Origin of the sequence: Aeribacillus sp. FSL M8-0254 (assembly GCF_038008845.1) — a bacterium.
GTDB classification, from domain to species: Bacteria; Bacillota; Bacilli; order Bacillales; family Aeribacillaceae; genus Aeribacillus; species Aeribacillus composti.
The window spans coordinates 560,988-578,491 of record NZ_JBBOZY010000001.1 but is presented as its reverse complement, the minus strand read 5'-3'; the positions used below and the strand labels follow the sequence as shown (position 1 = coordinate 578,491).

General features: G+C 39.6%; 14 protein-coding genes and 2 pseudogenes. 5 read left to right on the top strand and 11 right to left on the bottom strand.

Annotation, left to right across the window (positions count from 1 at the left end):
• Positions 1-292: 292 nt before the first annotated feature.
• The 4 genes and pseudogenes from NSQ44_RS02850 to NSQ44_RS02835 form a co-directional block, all read right to left on the bottom strand.
• Positions 293-1,699, bottom strand: a pseudogene (locus NSQ44_RS02850) (glucose PTS transporter subunit IIA); the annotation flags it as partial.
• Between the two features lie 15 nt (positions 1,700-1,714).
• A pseudogene (gene licT, locus NSQ44_RS02845) lies at positions 1,715-2,544 on the bottom strand (BglG family transcription antiterminator LicT).
• Positions 2,545-2,841: 297 nt separating this feature from the next.
• The gene (locus NSQ44_RS02840; protein ID WP_340854806.1) at positions 2,842-3,834 is read right to left on the bottom strand and encodes a Gfo/Idh/MocA family protein; all 993 of its coding nucleotides are present in this window, start codon (positions 3,832-3,834) and stop codon (positions 2,842-2,844) included.
• A 147-nt stretch (positions 3,835-3,981) separates the two neighbouring features.
• Complete coding sequence (locus tag NSQ44_RS02835) at positions 3,982-4,230, bottom strand: hypothetical protein (RefSeq protein WP_340854804.1); 249 nt, start codon at positions 4,228-4,230, stop codon at positions 3,982-3,984.
• A 208-nt stretch (positions 4,231-4,438) separates the two neighbouring features.
• On the opposite strand from NSQ44_RS02835, the gene NSQ44_RS02830 reads away from it, so the two are divergent.
• Positions 4,439-5,617 (top strand): MFS transporter, encoded by a 1,179-nt coding sequence (locus tag NSQ44_RS02830; RefSeq protein ID WP_340854802.1) that lies wholly within the window; start codon positions 4,439-4,441, stop codon positions 5,615-5,617.
• Positions 5,618-6,609: 992 nt separating this feature from the next.
• On the top strand, positions 6,610-6,735 hold the full coding sequence (locus tag NSQ44_RS02825) for a hypothetical protein (protein ID WP_339194261.1): 126 nt from the start codon (positions 6,610-6,612) through the stop codon (positions 6,733-6,735).
• Between the two features lie 243 nt (positions 6,736-6,978).
• Here the strand turns inward: NSQ44_RS02825 and NSQ44_RS02820 are convergent, their stop codons facing one another.
• The 3 genes from NSQ44_RS02820 to NSQ44_RS02810 are packed head-to-tail and all read right to left on the bottom strand — an operon-like array spanning position 6,979 to position 10,600.
• On the bottom strand, positions 6,979-8,418 hold the full coding sequence (locus tag NSQ44_RS02820; RefSeq protein WP_340854799.1) for an NAD-dependent succinate-semialdehyde dehydrogenase: 1,440 nt from the start codon (positions 8,416-8,418) through the stop codon (positions 6,979-6,981).
• Positions 8,415-9,815 carry a hypothetical protein gene (locus NSQ44_RS02815; protein WP_340858093.1) on the bottom strand — a complete coding sequence of 467 codons (1,401 nt, stop codon included), beginning with the start codon at positions 9,813-9,815 and terminating at the stop codon, positions 8,415-8,417. The genes NSQ44_RS02820 and NSQ44_RS02815 overlap by 4 nt, the downstream gene beginning before the upstream one ends.
• 20 nt (positions 9,816-9,835) lie before the next feature.
• Positions 9,836-10,600, bottom strand: a complete 765-nt coding sequence (locus tag NSQ44_RS02810) for an iron-containing alcohol dehydrogenase (protein ID WP_340734399.1) — start codon at positions 10,598-10,600, stop codon at positions 9,836-9,838.
• A 211-nt stretch (positions 10,601-10,811) separates the two neighbouring features.
• Here NSQ44_RS02810 and NSQ44_RS02805 point away from each other — a divergent pair, with 211 nt between their 5' ends.
• Together NSQ44_RS02805 and NSQ44_RS02800 are read left to right on the top strand one after the other, a co-directional pair.
• Positions 10,812-11,450, top strand: coding sequence for a Bax inhibitor-1/YccA family protein (locus tag NSQ44_RS02805; RefSeq protein ID WP_340854798.1), 639 nt, complete (start codon positions 10,812-10,814; stop codon positions 11,448-11,450).
• Between the two features lie 417 nt (positions 11,451-11,867).
• Positions 11,868-12,215, top strand: coding sequence for a coiled-coil domain-containing protein (locus NSQ44_RS02800; protein ID WP_063389277.1), 348 nt, complete (start codon positions 11,868-11,870; stop codon positions 12,213-12,215).
• 150 nt (positions 12,216-12,365) lie between these two features.
• On the opposite strand, the gene NSQ44_RS02795 is transcribed toward NSQ44_RS02800, so the two are convergent.
• The 4 genes from NSQ44_RS02795 to NSQ44_RS02780 form a co-directional block, all read right to left on the bottom strand.
• Positions 12,366-13,247 (bottom strand): LysM peptidoglycan-binding domain-containing protein, encoded by an 882-nt coding sequence (locus NSQ44_RS02795; protein ID WP_063389278.1) that lies wholly within the window; start codon positions 13,245-13,247, stop codon positions 12,366-12,368.
• Positions 13,248-13,875: 628 nt separating this feature from the next.
• Complete coding sequence (locus NSQ44_RS02790) at positions 13,876-14,481, bottom strand: TetR/AcrR family transcriptional regulator (protein ID WP_340854795.1); 606 nt, start codon at positions 14,479-14,481, stop codon at positions 13,876-13,878.
• Positions 14,482-14,791: 310 nt separating this feature from the next.
• Positions 14,792-15,538 (bottom strand): YkgJ family cysteine cluster protein, encoded by a 747-nt coding sequence (locus tag NSQ44_RS02785; RefSeq protein ID WP_340854793.1) that lies wholly within the window; start codon positions 15,536-15,538, stop codon positions 14,792-14,794.
• Between the two features lie 254 nt (positions 15,539-15,792).
• On the bottom strand, positions 15,793-16,380 hold the full coding sequence (locus NSQ44_RS02780) for a TetR/AcrR family transcriptional regulator (protein WP_340854791.1): 588 nt from the start codon (positions 16,378-16,380) through the stop codon (positions 15,793-15,795).
• 131 nt (positions 16,381-16,511) lie between these two features.
• Between NSQ44_RS02780 and NSQ44_RS02775 the strand changes: the two genes are divergently transcribed.
• Positions 16,512-17,504, top strand: a complete 993-nt coding sequence (locus NSQ44_RS02775) for an NADPH:quinone oxidoreductase family protein (RefSeq protein ID WP_339194249.1) — start codon at positions 16,512-16,514, stop codon at positions 17,502-17,504.

The following is a 17,504-nucleotide window of genomic DNA, read 5'->3' as shown; positions in this document are numbered from 1 at the left end:
TCAGCTTTTCACCTTCTTTTTCCGGTTGACAGAGAATGAGAGATCACTACAAACTCTTTAGGGGGATTTTTTTATTTATTAAGAATTATAGTTTATATGACTATATCTGCAATAAATATGTAATATTATCTAACATAATTTCTCGAAATATTCACATATTACGGAAACTATTATTACATAAAAGAATTGTATTTTTTTTCAAAAAAAACAGCATGAAAAGCTGCAAAACGTTCAAATCTTTTTAAAAAAAGCATCTGCCCTTAATCAGCAGATGCTTTTTTCTTGTGCAAAATCATTCCGAGTCATTTATAAGCGTCAATAAAGGTTCGCCAATTTTGATTTGTTTTTCTTTCGTTTCATTTATTTCTTTGTAGTGACTAGTGTTGGTTATAACAACCGGTGTCGCCAAATCAAAGCCCGCCGACTGAATTCCATTTATGTCAAATTCAATGAGCAGCTGTCCTTTCTCTACACGGGCGCCTTGAGTCGTATGAGCAGTGAAAAATTTACCTTCCAATTGAACGGTATTCATGCCGATATGAATCAAAATTTCCGCACCTTGATCAGATGTTATGCCAATTGCATGTTTCGTAGGAAAAAGAGTCGTTACTGTGCCGGATACAGGCGCTACTAATTTTCCTTCCGAAGGCTCAATGGCTACGCCTGCGCCGAGGGCCCCGGATGAAAATGCTGCATCCTTGATGTCTGATAACGGCTTTACTTCGCCGTTAAACGGGCTGAAAATAATTTCTTTTTTACCTAATAATTCTTCTTCCGCGTCAGCCTCAGCTGTTGCTTGTTGGGATTGCCGATCTGCTTCTGTTGCCGATTTTTGACTGAATCCAAAAAGGAAAGTGAGGATAAAACCAAGGATAAAGGCAACGGTAATGGCAATTAAAGTGCCCCACAAACCAAACGTAATGCCTTCAGTCGGACTGATAAAGGATGGAATACCAAAAATTCCGAGACCTCCCAGCATATACATTTTTGAATCAAATACTCCTATGAGTCCTCCGCCAATTGCCGCAGCAATACAGCTGATAATAAACGGTTTTTTGAGCGGAAGCGTAACACCATAAATCGCCGGTTCTGTAACCCCGAAAACTCCGGAAATAAATGCAGGAACACTAAGCGTTTTCAATTTTTGCTGTTTCGTTTTCACCATTACGGCAAGTACAGCACCTATTTGTGCAAAAGAAGGAGCAAATGCCATCGCTAAAATAGGATCCGCTCCCATTGTGCTCATATTGTTGATGGCAATCGATACAAGCCCCCAATGAAGACCGAAAATCACAAATACTTGCCAGAACCCGCCAAGAAGCAGCCCTGCGATAATTGGCGATAAATCATTGATGGCAACTGTTAGTTGACCTAGAAGCTTTCCTGCCCAAGTTGCAATTGGCCCAATCAATAAAAATGTTAAAGGAACTATGATAATCAGTGTAAAAAAAGGAACTAAAAATGTTTTCACGACATCAGGAATAACTTTCTTAAACCAATTTTCCACCTTCGCACTAAAATAAGCAGCCAAAATAATCGGAATAACGGAAGATGAATACGTCATTAAAATGACCGGAATGCCAAGAAATGTAATATAAATAGGCGACTCAAACATCGTGCCTGAAAACAAAGTGTAAAGCGCTTTTCCGCTAGTAAGATTAGATAGTGCCGGATAAACCAATGACGCCCCGATCGCGAGAAGCTGAGATTTTGTTTAATTACGATTCACGACTCGATCAATATGAATTGTCAAATATAGTTTTTCTTCCGAAGTTATTTCATGGCCATGCACCTTTTGAATATAATCTTTTATTTTTTTCGTGCAGGCATAAGCTTCCGGATGCTTATTTTTTACGATTTCATACAATTCATCATCGTCGCTCTTCAGCAGCATGTTGTTTATGAGCCGTTGCGCGAAAAATTTCAAGTGGGTAAGGAAACGGAAATAATTTAATGAATCCTCGTCAAGCTCAATTTTAAAATGGTATTTTACAATATTCAGTATATCTTGAATAATCTTTGTCATATTGGTGACATCCGTCATTTCTTCATTCAGCTCAGCATTGACGAAATGCATCGCAATGAAACCGGCTTCATCTTCAGGCAGTTCATCGCCAATTTGTCTTTAATCATTTTCAGTGCTTCCAAAGCGATTTGAAATTCATCTTTATATATCCGCTTGATTTCCCAAAGTAATGGATTCACAATCTTTATCCCTTGTTTTTGCCGTTCTATGGCGAAATTAATATGGTCTGTCAGCGATATATAAATAATATCATTCAGTTTTTTGCCAAGTTTATTTTTCGCGTATTGTATCATTTCCTCCGTTACTTTTACATATTCCATCGGAACCTCGTACAATAGCGATTTAAATTTACTGGCCATATCCTGATTTTCCAATTTAAATATCTTTTCAATTCTGTCTTCATCAACCTCATCGCCAGGTCTTTTCTTAAAGGCAATCCCTCGTCCCATGATGACCAGCTCTTGATCATCTTGTATAACGCTGATCACGTTATTATTAATCACTTTTGCGATTTTCACGCGTACCCCCTGCCTTTAGTTTGATGCTATTATACCTATATATTGCAAAATGCACCCGATATTATTTATGAAAGAAGTCCTTAATTAAGAGAATTTACGATTTATTAGGATTTGTCAATACAAAAATTCGATTGCTAAAGCAGATTTTCGTTTTTTTTCATAGTAAGAGTCCGCCATCATGCGTTGGGTACAGCCCGACGATAAGGGGAGGTGAATTCACTTCTGTCCAGTACGCTTTCTATTGGTCAAAATGATAAAAAATAACGGCGAGAACACATGCCCCGCCGTTTTGTCATTTTATTTAAGCGAAATCTTTTTTCCCTGTTTAATCGATTCATAGCAAGCTTCGATTACAGTCATATTTTGGATCATATTTTCGTTTGTGTAGGAAGGATTTTTTCCATGCAGCACCGCATCTGAAAAATGCTCAACTTGAAGAGCGTATTGATCCGCTACAATGCTTTCGATTCTCTGTTCATTTTCTTTTTCAACAATGACTAAGCCTTCTCCTCCTTGGCGGTCAGGTCGATAGGCTCTTGGAACGCGAATAGAACCTTTCGTTCCGACCACTTCATAAACATTTGAAAAACTCGCGTGAAAACTGCAGTCAAAAACGGCTTTGACTCCATTGTCAAGCTCCATATATCCGACAGCCGTCGTATCAACGCGATGAACAGGATCTATTTCGGCATCTACTCTCACTTCAGCCGGTTCGGCTTGAATAATATTTCGAATCGAATGAATACAATAGCAGCCAATATCATAAATACTGCCGCCGCCCATATCAGAATTTAAACGAATATTTTGCGAGGCAGGATCCAAATAAAACGAAAAGTTGGCTCTCATTAATTTCACGTCGCCAATTTCACCTGATGCGATGATATCTCGAACTCTTTGGTGCTGTGGGTGAAATTGGTACATAAACGCTTCCATAAACTTCACATTGTTTTTTTCACAAACGGCTGCCGCTTCTTTCGCTTCCTCAGCTGTCAACGTTGCCGGCTTTTCACATAATACATGTTTTCCTGCTTCAGCTGCCTTCACAATCCATTCTTTGTGCAAATGGTTAGGCAGCGGTATGTATACAACATCGATATCTGGATCCTTTAGCAAGTCTTCATAACTTTTATAGGCTTTCGGAATATTTAGTTCATCAGCCACCCCGATCACTTTATCGGATCGGCTTGCTATCGCCGCCACAACAGCATTTTTAGATCTTTGAATCGCAGGAATCAACTGCTTTTTAGCGATTTGTGCTGTGCTTATTATTCCCCAACGAGTTTTCTTCAATTTCTAAATCCCCTCCAGATCAATTTTGAAAAAACATAATCTTGTCAATTATTTTTGAAATTCTTTTGATTTTACATTAATATTTTTTGGTTATGAAAACGCTTTTTTATATTTTACCACATTTTCACACAGCGTCCATACAACTTTTCAGCAGCTTCCTTCACAAGAATTCAAACCGTTGCTGCCACCGTCACCAGAACATTGACCGCCTGCCAACTTTTTATGTTTGAAGATGTTTGTTTGTGCTTGCAATATTTTTGCCACCGGACCAATTGGAACAATCGTATAAATGTTTTCCCTTGCTTGTGTGAACACATAATGGAATCGGTGCTCAAATTCCTTCAGCAGCAAATACGGCAAATCACTCGGTTGCCGAGGGAATGTTGGCTTTGACATTTGCAAGTTTTTGAAAGAGGAATGTTGCTAGATTTAAATTTTTGTTTATGATTGAATTTTTGTGTTTTTTTCGACTAGTCGGCCCTTAAAAGTGATTTCGTACAGATTATCGTTCATTGTCATTCGCCTCTACTTCATTCGTTGCATTAGACAGTTTAGCTTATTAGATGTATAGTATATTTGGAAATAATGGAAAGAGGCGAGTCCAATGGTATACATAAAAATGAACAGTCCAGAATATGTAAAGGCCAGCATAGCTCTTTTTTTCGGCGGTTTTGTCACCTTTTCCATTTTGTATACAACACAGCCTTTACTGCCTGTTTTCTCAAAAGAATTTCATATCTCTGCCGCATCAGCCAGTTTAACCGTATCGGCTTCAACCGGAACACTGGCTTTTATGATGCTGGTAGCTGCTAGTTTGTCAGATGTTCTTGGAAAAAAGAAAATCATGATCATCTCGATGCTGCTTACTTCCATACTCTCTATGTTTATTGCTATGAGCCCAAATTTTCCTTTGCTTGTTGTATTCCGAACACTGCTTGGAATTTCTTCAGCAGGCATCCCCTCTCTCGCTATGGCGTATGTAGCAGAAGAGTTTCATCCAACTGCAATTGGCAAAGTGATGGGATTGTATATAAGCGGAACAAGCATCGGCGGAATGGCCGGCCGAATAATCACTGGCTTGTTGACAGATTTTTTTTCATGGAGAACCGCTTTATTTTCCATCGGAGCGCTAGCTCTTATTTTAAGCATCGTCTTTGCTTTTATTCTACCGACACCAAAGAATAGCGACAAAAAACCGTTTAATATAGAAGCTGTTATAAAGGCATATACTGTACACTTAAAAAATAAGCCGCTTTTATCTCTCATTTTTTTGGGCTTTTTATTTATGGGAAGCTTTGTGACATTATACAATTATATTGGCTATTTACTGAGCGAGCCTCCTTATTCATTCAGCCAATCATTGCTTGGCTTCCTTTTCATCGTCTACATTTTCGGAAGCTTCAGCTCTGTATTTTTAGGCAAAAAAGCTGATGAACACGGCCATTCAGCCACGCTAATTTTTGCCGTCGCTTTGACTATTTCCGGAGCCATTCTGACTCTTTTTCCGCCAGTATTGGTGAAAATTATCGGCATTTCACTATTTACATATGGTTTTTTCGGCTGTCATTCCATTGCCAGCGCTTGGATTGGAGAACGGGCGGATAAGAATAAAGCTCAAGCATCTTCTTTATATCTTTTATTCTATTATTTGGGATCAAGCTTAGTTGGTACATTTGGGGGCTATTTTTGGATTCATTTCCATTGGGCGGGAGTCATCTTGTTTATCGCTGCTTTATTGCTATCAAGCGTACCTTTTATTCGGTATGCTGAGAAACGTCTTTAACCGTCAGAAAGTATAATAGATTAGTGCAATCGAGTAGGAGGGAGCGATTAACTCCCGTCCTCTCACACCACCGTACGTACGGTTCCGTATACGGCGGTTCAATTAAGATGATTGACGCAAGTCTTTATAACTTCCGTGAATAGCTGTTCTCTTTATGCCAGTGGTCACTCCACCCTCCAAGAGGTCTCCCACGGGATTCACCGCTTCCTTCCTCAAGTGAGGTACTACGTTTTCTGTGTTCATCATGACTCACTGAATGCCAAGGGCTATTCTCTCTTAATTGTTCGGTCCTTCTTAGTTGTTCTAGACCAACTAATACTATGACCTCTGCTGACTTCTGACGGTTCAGCTACTTATCACTAAGTAGGTTATGAAGCGTACTTCACCTATCCGCCAGACCTCCCCGGGTAAGTACATGCACTTTCACACCATCTATCCGCCTCATTTACTCGATATGACCTTCGACAGAAAGAGCTTTGTTTTGTTTTGCAAACTCACTCAATCATACCTAGCCTTATATGAGGTTCGTGTTCCTCGGACCGGTGTTTTGCCTCCAGCTTCCTTCAGATTCCGCGTCACCACGGACACCCTTGCTCTTGGCTAACCTCTACTTCTGTCTTCGGGGTTCGGGACTTACACCCTATAGTTCATGTACATGCCGGGCGCACGAAAAAAACGCTTAGCCCTGTCGGAAGAGCTGAGCGTTTTTTTAAGAAAAAATTTATGGTGTTCGGATTATCGTGCAAAATTCCCATAAAAATTAGAGATGGTTCAGCATGTCATAAGCAGAAAATTGCATGGAATTCCTGTAAACTGTCCACTGTTTTACACAGCTCATTTCACGTAAAACCCCTCAAAAAATGCCACTTTTCAAAATAAAAATATGGCAACCTTCATCTTTAAAAAGTTCCAGAAAATAACATCTTTTTTCTATTGACTTTTACGTTGCGTAACACCATATAGTTGCTAACGCAGAGATGTAATAGGTGACAATGAAGGTAAAAGAAGCAGGGGCTTTTCAAATAATCAAAATTTGCAAGGTGGAAGCAATGAAAATAGTCATCGAAAATACAATCGAACAAGATGAAATTGTTCGATTTCTTTCAAATCTTGCTTGACATATAAAACTTGTAACAATTGATATGTGGAACCCTTATAAACTGTCAATTGTGATAGCTAAAATTCATATTGTTAAGTCAGCAAACAAAACCTGATAGAAAATTCGGCAGGCTGTCAGTTAGAATGGATTAGTCAATGAATGAGTTTATGAAAAAGTGTTAGATGCCGATTTTTCTATTGTAGCTAAAAGCATGGAAGAGGGTGTTTTTACCCTCTTTCCACACTTTTTTGGATATCCAAAATTATATTAATTGAAGAGAAACAAATTTAATTTCAAGGAATTCGTCCAGCCCGTAGTGGCTTCCTTCTCTTCCAAGGCCGCTCTCTTTCATTCCGCCAAAAGGTGCTTGGGCGACAGACGGAAGGCCGTCATTGATTCCGACAATGCCGTATTCTAGATTTTCAGAAAACCAAACAGCCTTTTTGAGAGATTGGGTGTAAACATACGCAGCCAAACCAAATGGTGTACCATTTGCACGTTGGATAACTTCTTCATCATCTGAATATGTGCTGACCGGTGCCAATGGACCAAATGTTTCTTCCTGCATGCACAACATATCATCTGTTACATCAGAGATTACAACCGGCTTCATAAAAAATCCTTTGTCCATATTCACGGCAGGTCCTTCATGGAGTTTCGCGCCTTTTTCGACTGCATCTTCTAATTGATGTTGAACTTTTTTGACTGCATTTTCGTCAATAAGCGGTCCAATGTCTACCTTCTCGTCAAGGCCATTCCCTACTTGCAGTGTTAAAACAGCTTCATGAAATGCTTTTAAAAACGGCTCCTTAATTGACTCATGGACATAAATCCGGTTGGCGCATACACACGTTTGACCGGCATTTCTGAATTTTGATTGCACAACGCCCTTTACAGCTTCTTGAATATTTGCATCTTCTGTTATGATAAAAGGTGCCAAGCCTCCAAGTTCAAGCGATACTTTTTTTACGGTATCCGCTGCTTTTCTCATTAACAGCTTTCCAACTGGAGTAGACCCTGTAAAAGTAACCTTCTTAACGCGTGAATCTTCCATCCAAACATCAACGACTTCAGCTGGTTTTTCAGTCGTTATAACATTGATGACACCTGCTGGAAAACCTGCTTCATGAGCACATTCTGCTAATAAAAGTGCTGTAAGCGGTGTTTGTTCAGCCGGTTTTATGACAACTGTGCATCCGGCTGCAAGGGCAGGGGCGACTTTCCGTGTGATCATCGCCGCCGGAAAGTTCCAAGGAGTTATGGCAGCAACGACTCCAACAGGTTGTTTTTGAACGATAATTCTCTTCGAATGAACAGATGCCGGAATCGTTTCGCCATAAATCCGTTTCGCTTCTTCTGCAAACCATTTCACAAAGCTGTTTGCATATTGTATTTCGCCTTTCGCCTCGGCGAGCGGTTTTCCCTGCTCGATTGTCATCGTGGATGCCAACACTTCCAGCCGATCATTTATGAGCTGATACCATTTTTCCAGCAATTCTGCTCGTTCATAGGCTGTCGTTTTTGACCAAGTTTTAAAAGCTTCGTGAGCTGCATCGACAGCCAGCTTTGCTTCCTTGGCGGTTCCGTTCGGCACATAACCAACTGTTTCAAAAGTGGCAGGGTTTTGAACGGCAAAATTGTCATCCAACTGAACAAATTCTCCGTTAAGATACAGCCCTTTTGTCAATGGTTGTTCTTTCATACTGCTTGAATCTCCTCTCTCTCTTTTTCTTCATTCGAGTGGCGAGTAAATATGCGGTCGTTTTCTCCGCGCAGAAAATCTTTCCCATACAGCAGGATGCATAAAAGGATGCCGGCAGCAAAAGCCATTGTTGCTCCTTTTATGACGAGGATTGCACCAACAATCCCCGCAATTCCAAGATCACGCTGGCTGCGGGACTGCATGACACCGATACGAACGCTTACATAACCTTGCACCAACAATGTCAAAGCTAAAGCAACTCCAAGTATCGGTTGTACTAAACTTACTATAGGCAGCAAAAATAGTCCAGTATTTGTACCCCAACGGAACGATCCTGCTCCGCCGAAAAACGAATGCATCGCTTCTTTACCTTTTTTAAACCGCTCGATCACGACCACTTGCATGGCAGCCCACATCGGACCGCACATCGTAATATCAGGGCCGATCATGCTCATTAGAATGTTTCGGCCACCAAATATTAAGTGGGCGCGGTTCGGATTGTAATCAATTTTTTCATCGGTACGTATGACATCAGATTCAGAAAGGAGAGCTTTCGTTTTCAGCACATCTCCAAACACAACTAAATACGTTGCAAAAACAGCAGGTACTGCCTTCACGAAAAACGATAATGCAGGGAAGCCAAGGCCAAATACCGTATATTCCGCCCAAAGTGTGGCGAAATCTGGTTTACTGAAGCCCCATTGAATGTCCGGCCATTTCGCTTCTCCAACAAGAGGCGCTACGAAAACAGCTAGCAAAATAGCAGGTAAAATCCCTAAATTCCCTAACAAAGCCCAGCCTTTGTTTTTTTGCTTTAATTTTTCGAAATGTTTAGAGAATATTAGATAAAACGCAAAGCCAATGCAAATTGTGATCGTAATCGGGAATAATTCAAACTTTCCTCCGGCTTCAAAAATCGATACGACAGCTCCAATGCCGGCACCCAGTATAATACCTGATTTAATGGCGTCAGGCACTAAACGCACCACTTTGCTGGCAAGTCCCGTTACTCCTAAAATGATGGATAAAATTCCAAGAGTCAACTGAAATGCAATGAGTGCATAGATTCGGTCCTCACCTTCAGGAAATTGTTTAACAAACAAAACAATCAATGGAATCGCAGGAGTGACCCAGCCTGGAATGACCGGGTCACCAAGCAGATGATGCAGTAAATATAAAAGTCCATTCAATACAACAACAGCGAGAGCCACTTCAAACGGCATCCCTAAATGATCCGCTAAAAGAGTAATAGCACCAAGGTCTACCGCACACATGAGCAAACCTTGCACATAATCGGGCCATTCAAACCGATAATGAATGAACGGCAGACGTATTTTAAAGGGGCCTGCAGGGATATATGGCGTTTCAGCGCCGTGCGGACGATTTTTCCATTTCATGATCATGATTTTCCCTCCTATCAATAGGCAGCACGGTATATTTGTTCAATATCTTTTTTGCTTAATTTTCGAGGGTTATTGCGCAGAAGTCGCGTTTGCTTTAAAGCTTCCTCAGCCATTTCAGAAATCGCGGATTCCGGAATATTAAATTCACGCAAAGATTGCGGAATTTCCACATAGCGGCATATCCGGATCATCGCTTCAATCGCTGCATCAGCCGCTTGATCATCGTTTAGATGATCTACTTTTTCACCTAACGCTTCTGCGATATCACGGAATCTTTCTAAACAAGCTATTTTGTTCCATTTCATGACGTATGGAAGCAGCAAGGAGTTGCTTACACCGTGCGCTATATGAAAACGTCCTCCAAGAGGATAAGCGAGAGCGTGCACTGCTCCAACGCCTGCATTACCAAAAGCCAATCCCGCCATGAGACTCGCTGTAATCATCGCCTCACGTGATTCGATGTTTTCCGGGTTTGAATACGCTTTCGGTAAATGGGTGGAAATAAGTTTCATCGCACCAATTGCCAGTGCATCCGTAATTGGAGAAGCAAACTTTGAAATATATGCTTCCACAGCATGAACCAATGCATCCACTCCGCTTGCTGCTGTCACGCTAGGAGGGCACGTAATGGTCATGATCGGCGAAACAATTGCGACATCAGGTAATAAGTACGGACTGACAATCCCTTTTTTCACCTGCTCTTTCGTATCCGACAAGATTGAAATATTCGTAACTTCGGAACCTGTTCCGGCAGTTGTCGGAATGGCTATTAACGGCAGCCCTGAGAAAGGTCGAGTCCAGTAGAATAGTTGATTTCTAACTTCCCGCTTCTAAAGGATGCAAAAAAAAATGAACATTGTTTAAATAAAATCGAATTTGCAAAGACTTGAATTAAAAAAAATGAATCCTTGCATAAAGTTAATCGTAAATTATATCAAAAGCATAAAACATTAACCGTCATATCGAAGATCAAATTTGCGGGGGGAAACTATGTATACACACGCTACGAATAGAAGTCAAATGCCCAGTGTTTTAAAGGCGTTTGCCGTTTCTTTGGCTATCGCCATGCTAGGAATGGCAGCGGGAATATATGTGCCGCCATCACTGTTTTTGCCTCTTGCCATAATTGAACTTGGCATGATTATTTTTGCATTCTTTTTGCGCAGAAAAAAAGCTATTTCTTATACATTTCTATATAGTTTTACGTTTATTTCAGGGATTACAGCCTATCCAATGATCTCGCATTATGTTTCAACAATCGGCGCGCACGCGGTCATTATGGCACTAGCCGCCACAACCGCTGTTTTTACTGGATTAGCTGTATATGCAACTGCAACAAAACGAGATTTCTCATTTCTTGGCGGAATGTTATTTTCTGCCCTGCTCGCTTTTCTGATCATTTATGTTCTTAATCTTTTTTGGCCGTTGAACTCAGGCGGCATGCTCGCATTTTCCTTCATAGGAGTATTAATTTTCAGCGGCTACGTATTATATGACTTTAATCGAATGAAGCATTACGGTGTTCATCCAGAAGAAGTGCCGTTAATAGCCCTAAATCTATATTTAGACTTCATCAACCTGTTCATTCAAATTTTACGAATCTTTGGCATTTTTTCTTCAAAAGATTGAAGGAGAGCTAAAAAAAGAAAGCTGCTTGCAAAAATTTCGGGTATTTAAAAATTTGTAGAACCGGCGCAATTTTTATATCAGAGTCATCTAGTGCCGGTTCTTCTTTTCACTCGTTAGGAAAGCTTTTACGGTTCCTTTTTTTCATTTTACTTTTGCTTGCTGCTCTCCTTTTTTGTCCTTGCAACAAGCCTAATATTTCAGCATGTTTGTTCTTTTTGCCCGGCGTTTCACTGCAAGTTTCAAACGCGTTTGCCCTGTACGGCTGACTGGTGACATGCAGCTGAAATTTGCTGTGATCAACTCTTTTTGACAAATACCCGATTTGAGTATTTTCCAGAATTATTCCAACTTACATTTTTACCTATAATCTTTTATAATAAAAAATATAGTGAAAAGAAAGGAGGCAGCCCTTTTAGTATGGAAGACGTTGCATTAAAAACAATTTTACAGGCGCTGAAAGAGCATTCTGAGCACATTGACTCAAGATTTGATCATCTTGAAAAAAGAATGGATGGCTTAGAGGCAAGAATGGACAAACTGGAATCTAGAATGGATAAGCTGGAATCTAGAATGGACAAGCTGGAATCAAGAATGGATAAACTGGAAAACGATTTGCAATCTTTTAGAAAAAACGTGGATGAACGCTTTACACGCTTAGAGAAAAAATTGGAAGGGATTCGCGCTGAATTAACAGACGCACAAGAAACCCTCGACTTCGTGTCCAGCAAAACATTGAAGCATGAAAAAAAGCTTAGACAATTATAGCTTAAGTTCTCATCTTCCAAAAATCGCTGCAATATTTTTTCCTTTCCTATTCACCTTCAGTTTCTGCATCTTTAGCCTTTTTGACAAAACGTAATAATCAAAAAATAAAAAGGGCGCCAAAAAGAAGCTTTCGGCACCCGTATTATCTAGTTATTTAATTGTGACTTTTACTTGTTTACGTCCGAATTGGATCGCATCTTGTTCAGTAGGCATATGGATATCAATTTTTTTGCCGCGGATTGCACTGCCCGTATCAGCAGCAGTATATGTCCCGTATCCTTCTATATATACTTTGCTTCCTAACGGTATAACACTTGGATCTACAGATACAACTTTTGAGTCTTTTGTTAATACAGTTCCATTTGCTGTTTTATTTCCTACTAAAGAATATGCGGTGGCTTCCATTGTAATCGTTTCGCCAGCATCTTTCGCTCCGTTATCTTCTTGAGCTTTCGTTGCAGTTTCTCTCGCTTGAACTTCTTGCTTGCTGACAGTTTGATTAGAGCTGTTTTCCTCTTTAGGTGAAGAAGACGTTGCTTCTTCATTTTTTAAACTCTTTTCATTCGCAGCATATGTACTGGTTTTATTTGCAGATGCTGTGTTTTTATCATTCGTCGTTGTTTCTTGCTGTACGACTGGTTTGTTCACTTTCTTTTCTACTGTACGTTCCTCTTTCGCTGCTTGATCAATTATTAAAACATCACCAGCAAAAATTAAATCGGATGTTAAGTTATTCGCAGATTTTAGTGACGAAACGGTCACACCGAATTGATCGGCAATACTGCTTAACGTATCTCCAGATTTGATTGTATATTTTATTTTTTCACTTACGACTAATTCTTGATTTGGATAAATCGTTTCAGTCGTTAAGCCGTTCCATTCTTTTATATCTGCCACTGATACATTATATTCTTTAGAGATTTCCCAAAGAGAATCACCTTGTTTTACCTTATATGTTTCAGCAGAAGCTTGACCTACAAATGGAAGCGAAGTCGCTACTGCAGCTGTAAAAGCAATGATTGTTTTTTTCATGATGAAAAATCCCTCCTTTTCCCTACAACGACAATCATAGCAATTTTATGTAACAATAGCTTTGCAAAAAGATATTAAATAGATAACAGTTGCATTTCAAAGAAGAAAAGACTGTAAAATTTCATACTAATATTTAGGAATTTTTCACTTCAGTTACTGTTACGCCAGTGCATTATTCCTTCTCTTCTGATTGCTCAGGCAAAATATAAGCCTTGCCATATTTTCGCTTAAACCTCGCTTCACTGCTATTTCATCCAGTCCTCAAATAAATTTGTCGTGTTATATATGGAGGGATTTTCAGACATGAATTGATAGCTTATCATTCTTGATCTACATTGATTGGACAGTCGATCTTTATCCAAACCGATCTATATGTCATAAAATCTCGAAAACCAATCGTTATACACCATTCTAGAAAAACAAGGAGACGGTGCTCAGACCAACCGACTCAGTGCCATCATCATGGATATCTCTGGTAAAATAACGAAAGACATGAACCTCTATTTTTGCTAGGAGATTCATGTCTATTTCAAAAGGCCGATTTCCCCTTCCTTGACTTCAAAGTTAAATCCCTTTCATGCCGTTTTCGCTTGTTTTGGGTATATGTAGGTTAATTGTTTGATCTCAATCATTCCTCCACCAATCCTTTCGCCAGCCATTTCGCTTGAAGCACTAACGCTTCGGCAAACTTCTCCCCTATCTCATCGCGGTACAAAAGCTGCAAAAAGAAGCTGCGTATGACCGCGACGATTGTACGTGGGTTTTCTTTTACCATAACTCCTTCGGCTTGCCATTTTTCAATAAGAGGCACAAGTGCATCTTCATCCTCTGTCGTATGCTGGTCAACATATTCCGGCGGTAACTTCCGCATTAAAAGTTCATATTCTTTTCGATCAATCATCAAGCGCAAAATTGGTTCTTGTTCGATCAACTTTACAGCTTGTACTAACAAATCTGCCAATCGTTCTTGCGTTAACGGCTTCTCTGTCCACTCAACTAGAAGCATTTCTCTTAATTTTCGTTCCTCCATTTGAAACACTTCATAAAACAACGCTTCTTTGGAGGGGAAAAATAAATAAAACGCTCCTTGTGAAATGCCAGCAGCTTCAGTCAAAGCCGCAACAGTTGTTTTTTGTATCCCGTATTGACGAAACATTGCTTTGGCTGCTTCTAATAATGTTTGACGTATCGTTTCCTTTTCTTCCTCACGAAATTTACGTGGGCATCGAATCACCTTCTTTATGTTTATATGAATATTTTTATTTTATATTCACAGAAAGTGTGAAAAAAATCAAGAAAAATCTTTCTTCAAGAATGGGGCTGTCTAATAAGCGTTTTTTCGGCTTATTGACGGCCCCTTTTATGTTTTAGAAACGTTGATATATCATCGATGTTTATGATTTTTTGTTTTCAATAGGGATTTGACTTTCTAAGACAGCTCCTTCTGTTTTTTTACCATATTTACTAAATTCTATTTCATTTTTTCACCAAAGCATGCAGAAAATTCTCTAAGCTGAATTTGTCCAAAATCTGACTTCTTTTTTTCAAGACTTATTGCACAGCTCTTCTTTTAACAGCTTCGGTAAATAATCGATATGAAATACATCATCTGGAAAGGTGATTCCTAAGTCTTCATCTTCATATAAAAACTCTTGAAGCACCTCATTTAATGCCGTCATATAAAATTCATGCAAAAATTCGTAGCTGAAGGTTTCCCGAGGCATTAAAGATTGCGCACACACATTCGGATGGCAATAATTTAAATACGTGCGGCACGGAGTCGGTCTGACCTCGTAAACTTTGCAAGTATTGGACGACCGATCTAAAAATGGACAGCTCACTTGTTCAGAAATGTACTTGAATTTAAATTGGGGATCTTCATGAAAATCGATGGAGCATACTTTTTCCAATTGCTCCTTGTTCGATTCAAAATAATTGAACAAATGTCCAAGAATATCCTGTTTTTGTTCTTCTGGCAGGCTTTGAATATATTGCAAAATTAATTTTGCTTCCAAGCGAGTGGTAATAATCGGAAAATAACAACAATAAGCACAGCCTTTAAAACAGGAAGGTTGTATATTCACTTTTGTTTCAATTTCTTTAATTTGGGAATCTATTAATTTTAAGAGTGCTGTAAATGTTTCTAAAATAATTTCGGAAGCACTTTCGTTTTCTGGGTTTTCTAAAATATGATCAATCGTGTCATAAAACAGCTGCTCATCCGGAATATAATGTATATTAATTGTTTCACAGATTTTCAACATGTCTTCGTAGGTTAATCGATTATCCAAAAGACGTCGACTCCTTGCAACAATGTCTTTTCAATATCGTAAATCATCGCCTGCAAAAAATCCATCAGGTACATCTTTTAAAATTTCAGCAACCAAAATGCACCTTTAGCCGTCAAACCGCTTCCAATCAGCCGCTTTCTACAAATGATTCGATAATTTTAACATTCGTTACAGTCCCAGTTTGTCTCAAGTACATTCAGGTGCTGAGCGCTGGAATATGTCTAGTTTCAGGAGATCATACCCAAAAGACTTCCTTATTTTAAATATTTCAAAATAAGGTCATAGCAAGTTTTCTTATAAAACTCATGAAGATGATCTTCATCACGCATTAACCACTGAATGAGACATCCATCGATGATCGAGCGAATCATTTTGGAAGCTGTATCGACATCGATGTCAGCTGAAAACGTTCCTTCCTCTTGACCAAGAGCAACAATGTCGCGGCCGATTTTCCAGCAGTTTTCGTAAAACTTGAGATTTATAAGCCGATATTGCGGATTTCGGCTCGCTTGTGCCATAAAATCAAGGTACACTTTGTAAAATTTTTTATTCTTTTTTGGATCGATAAAAACAGAATGGAGATAAGCCTCTAATTTATTTATCGCTGCTGTCTGCTTACTAACTTCTTTATACTCATGTTGATAAATGCGATCCGTCACCCATTCTAGCAAGCTTAAAAAAACATCCTCTTTATTTTCAAAGTAATAATTCGTAACCCCTTTGCTTACACCTGCATAATCAGCAATATCCTGTAATGTTACCGTTTCGTACCCTTTATCTGAAACAGCTTGAAAAGCAGCCCTTAAAATTTGTTCTCGCCTTTCTTCTGCTTTTTTCTTCATACATACACCCCTCGAACTTCGGTCATAACGCTATTATACATGAATTTTTGACGATAAAAATATTTTGACCGGTCAGAATAATTTTGTTATCGTAAAAGCAAGAATATGAAAAACAATAAGGGGGATGTCGAGTGGACCACTTCAAAGCGTTAGTCGTGAACAAAACGGAGACAGATTTTTCAGTGAAAGTACAAACCATTTCCATGAATGACCTTCCAGAAGGAGATGTCGTCATAAAAGTTGCTTATTCCAGTGTCAATTATAAAGATGGATTAGCTTCCATTCCGAATGGGAAAATTGTAAAATCGTATCCGTTCGTACCAGGTATCGATCTAGCCGGCACTGTTGTTTCTTCTAAAGATCCTCGCTTTAAAGAGGGAGACGAAGTTATTGCAACAAGCTATGAAATCGGCGTGACACATTACGGCGGCTACAGCGAATACGCCCGCATTCCTGCAGATTGGATTGTCCCTCTTCCAAAAGGATTGACACTAAAAGAAGCTATGGCTTTAGGAACAGCTGGTTTTACGGCGGCATTGTCTGTCCATCGTTTAGAAGAAAATGGATTAACTCCTGACAAAGGAAAAGTACTCGTTACAGGAGCAACCGGCGGAGTCGGAAGCATCGCAGTTTCCATGTTGGCAAAACGAAACTATCATGTTGTCGCAAGTACAGGTAAAGAAACAGAACATGAATATTTACGCGAGCTTGGCGCAAAAGAAATCCTTTCTCGTGAAGAAGTTTGTCCAGAACAGATCCGTCCGTTAGATAAACAATATTGGGCAGCAGCCGTTGACCCTGTAGGCGGGAAAACCCTTGCTGCAATCCTTAGCAGAATTCAATACAACGGCTCTGTAGCAGTCAGTGGGCTAACTGGAGGCAGCGACGTTCCAACGACTGTCTTCCCATTTATTTTGCGAGGAGTCAACCTGCTTGGCATCGATTCGGTCTATTGCCAAATGGAATTGCGAAAACAAATTTGGGAGCGAATGGCCGCTGATTTAAAACCTGATAAATTACTAGAATCTATTGCACAAGAAATCACACTCGATCAGCTTCCTGACGCATTATCGAACATTCTAAAAGGCAAGCTGCGCGGCAGAACGGTTGTAAAGCTCTCATAA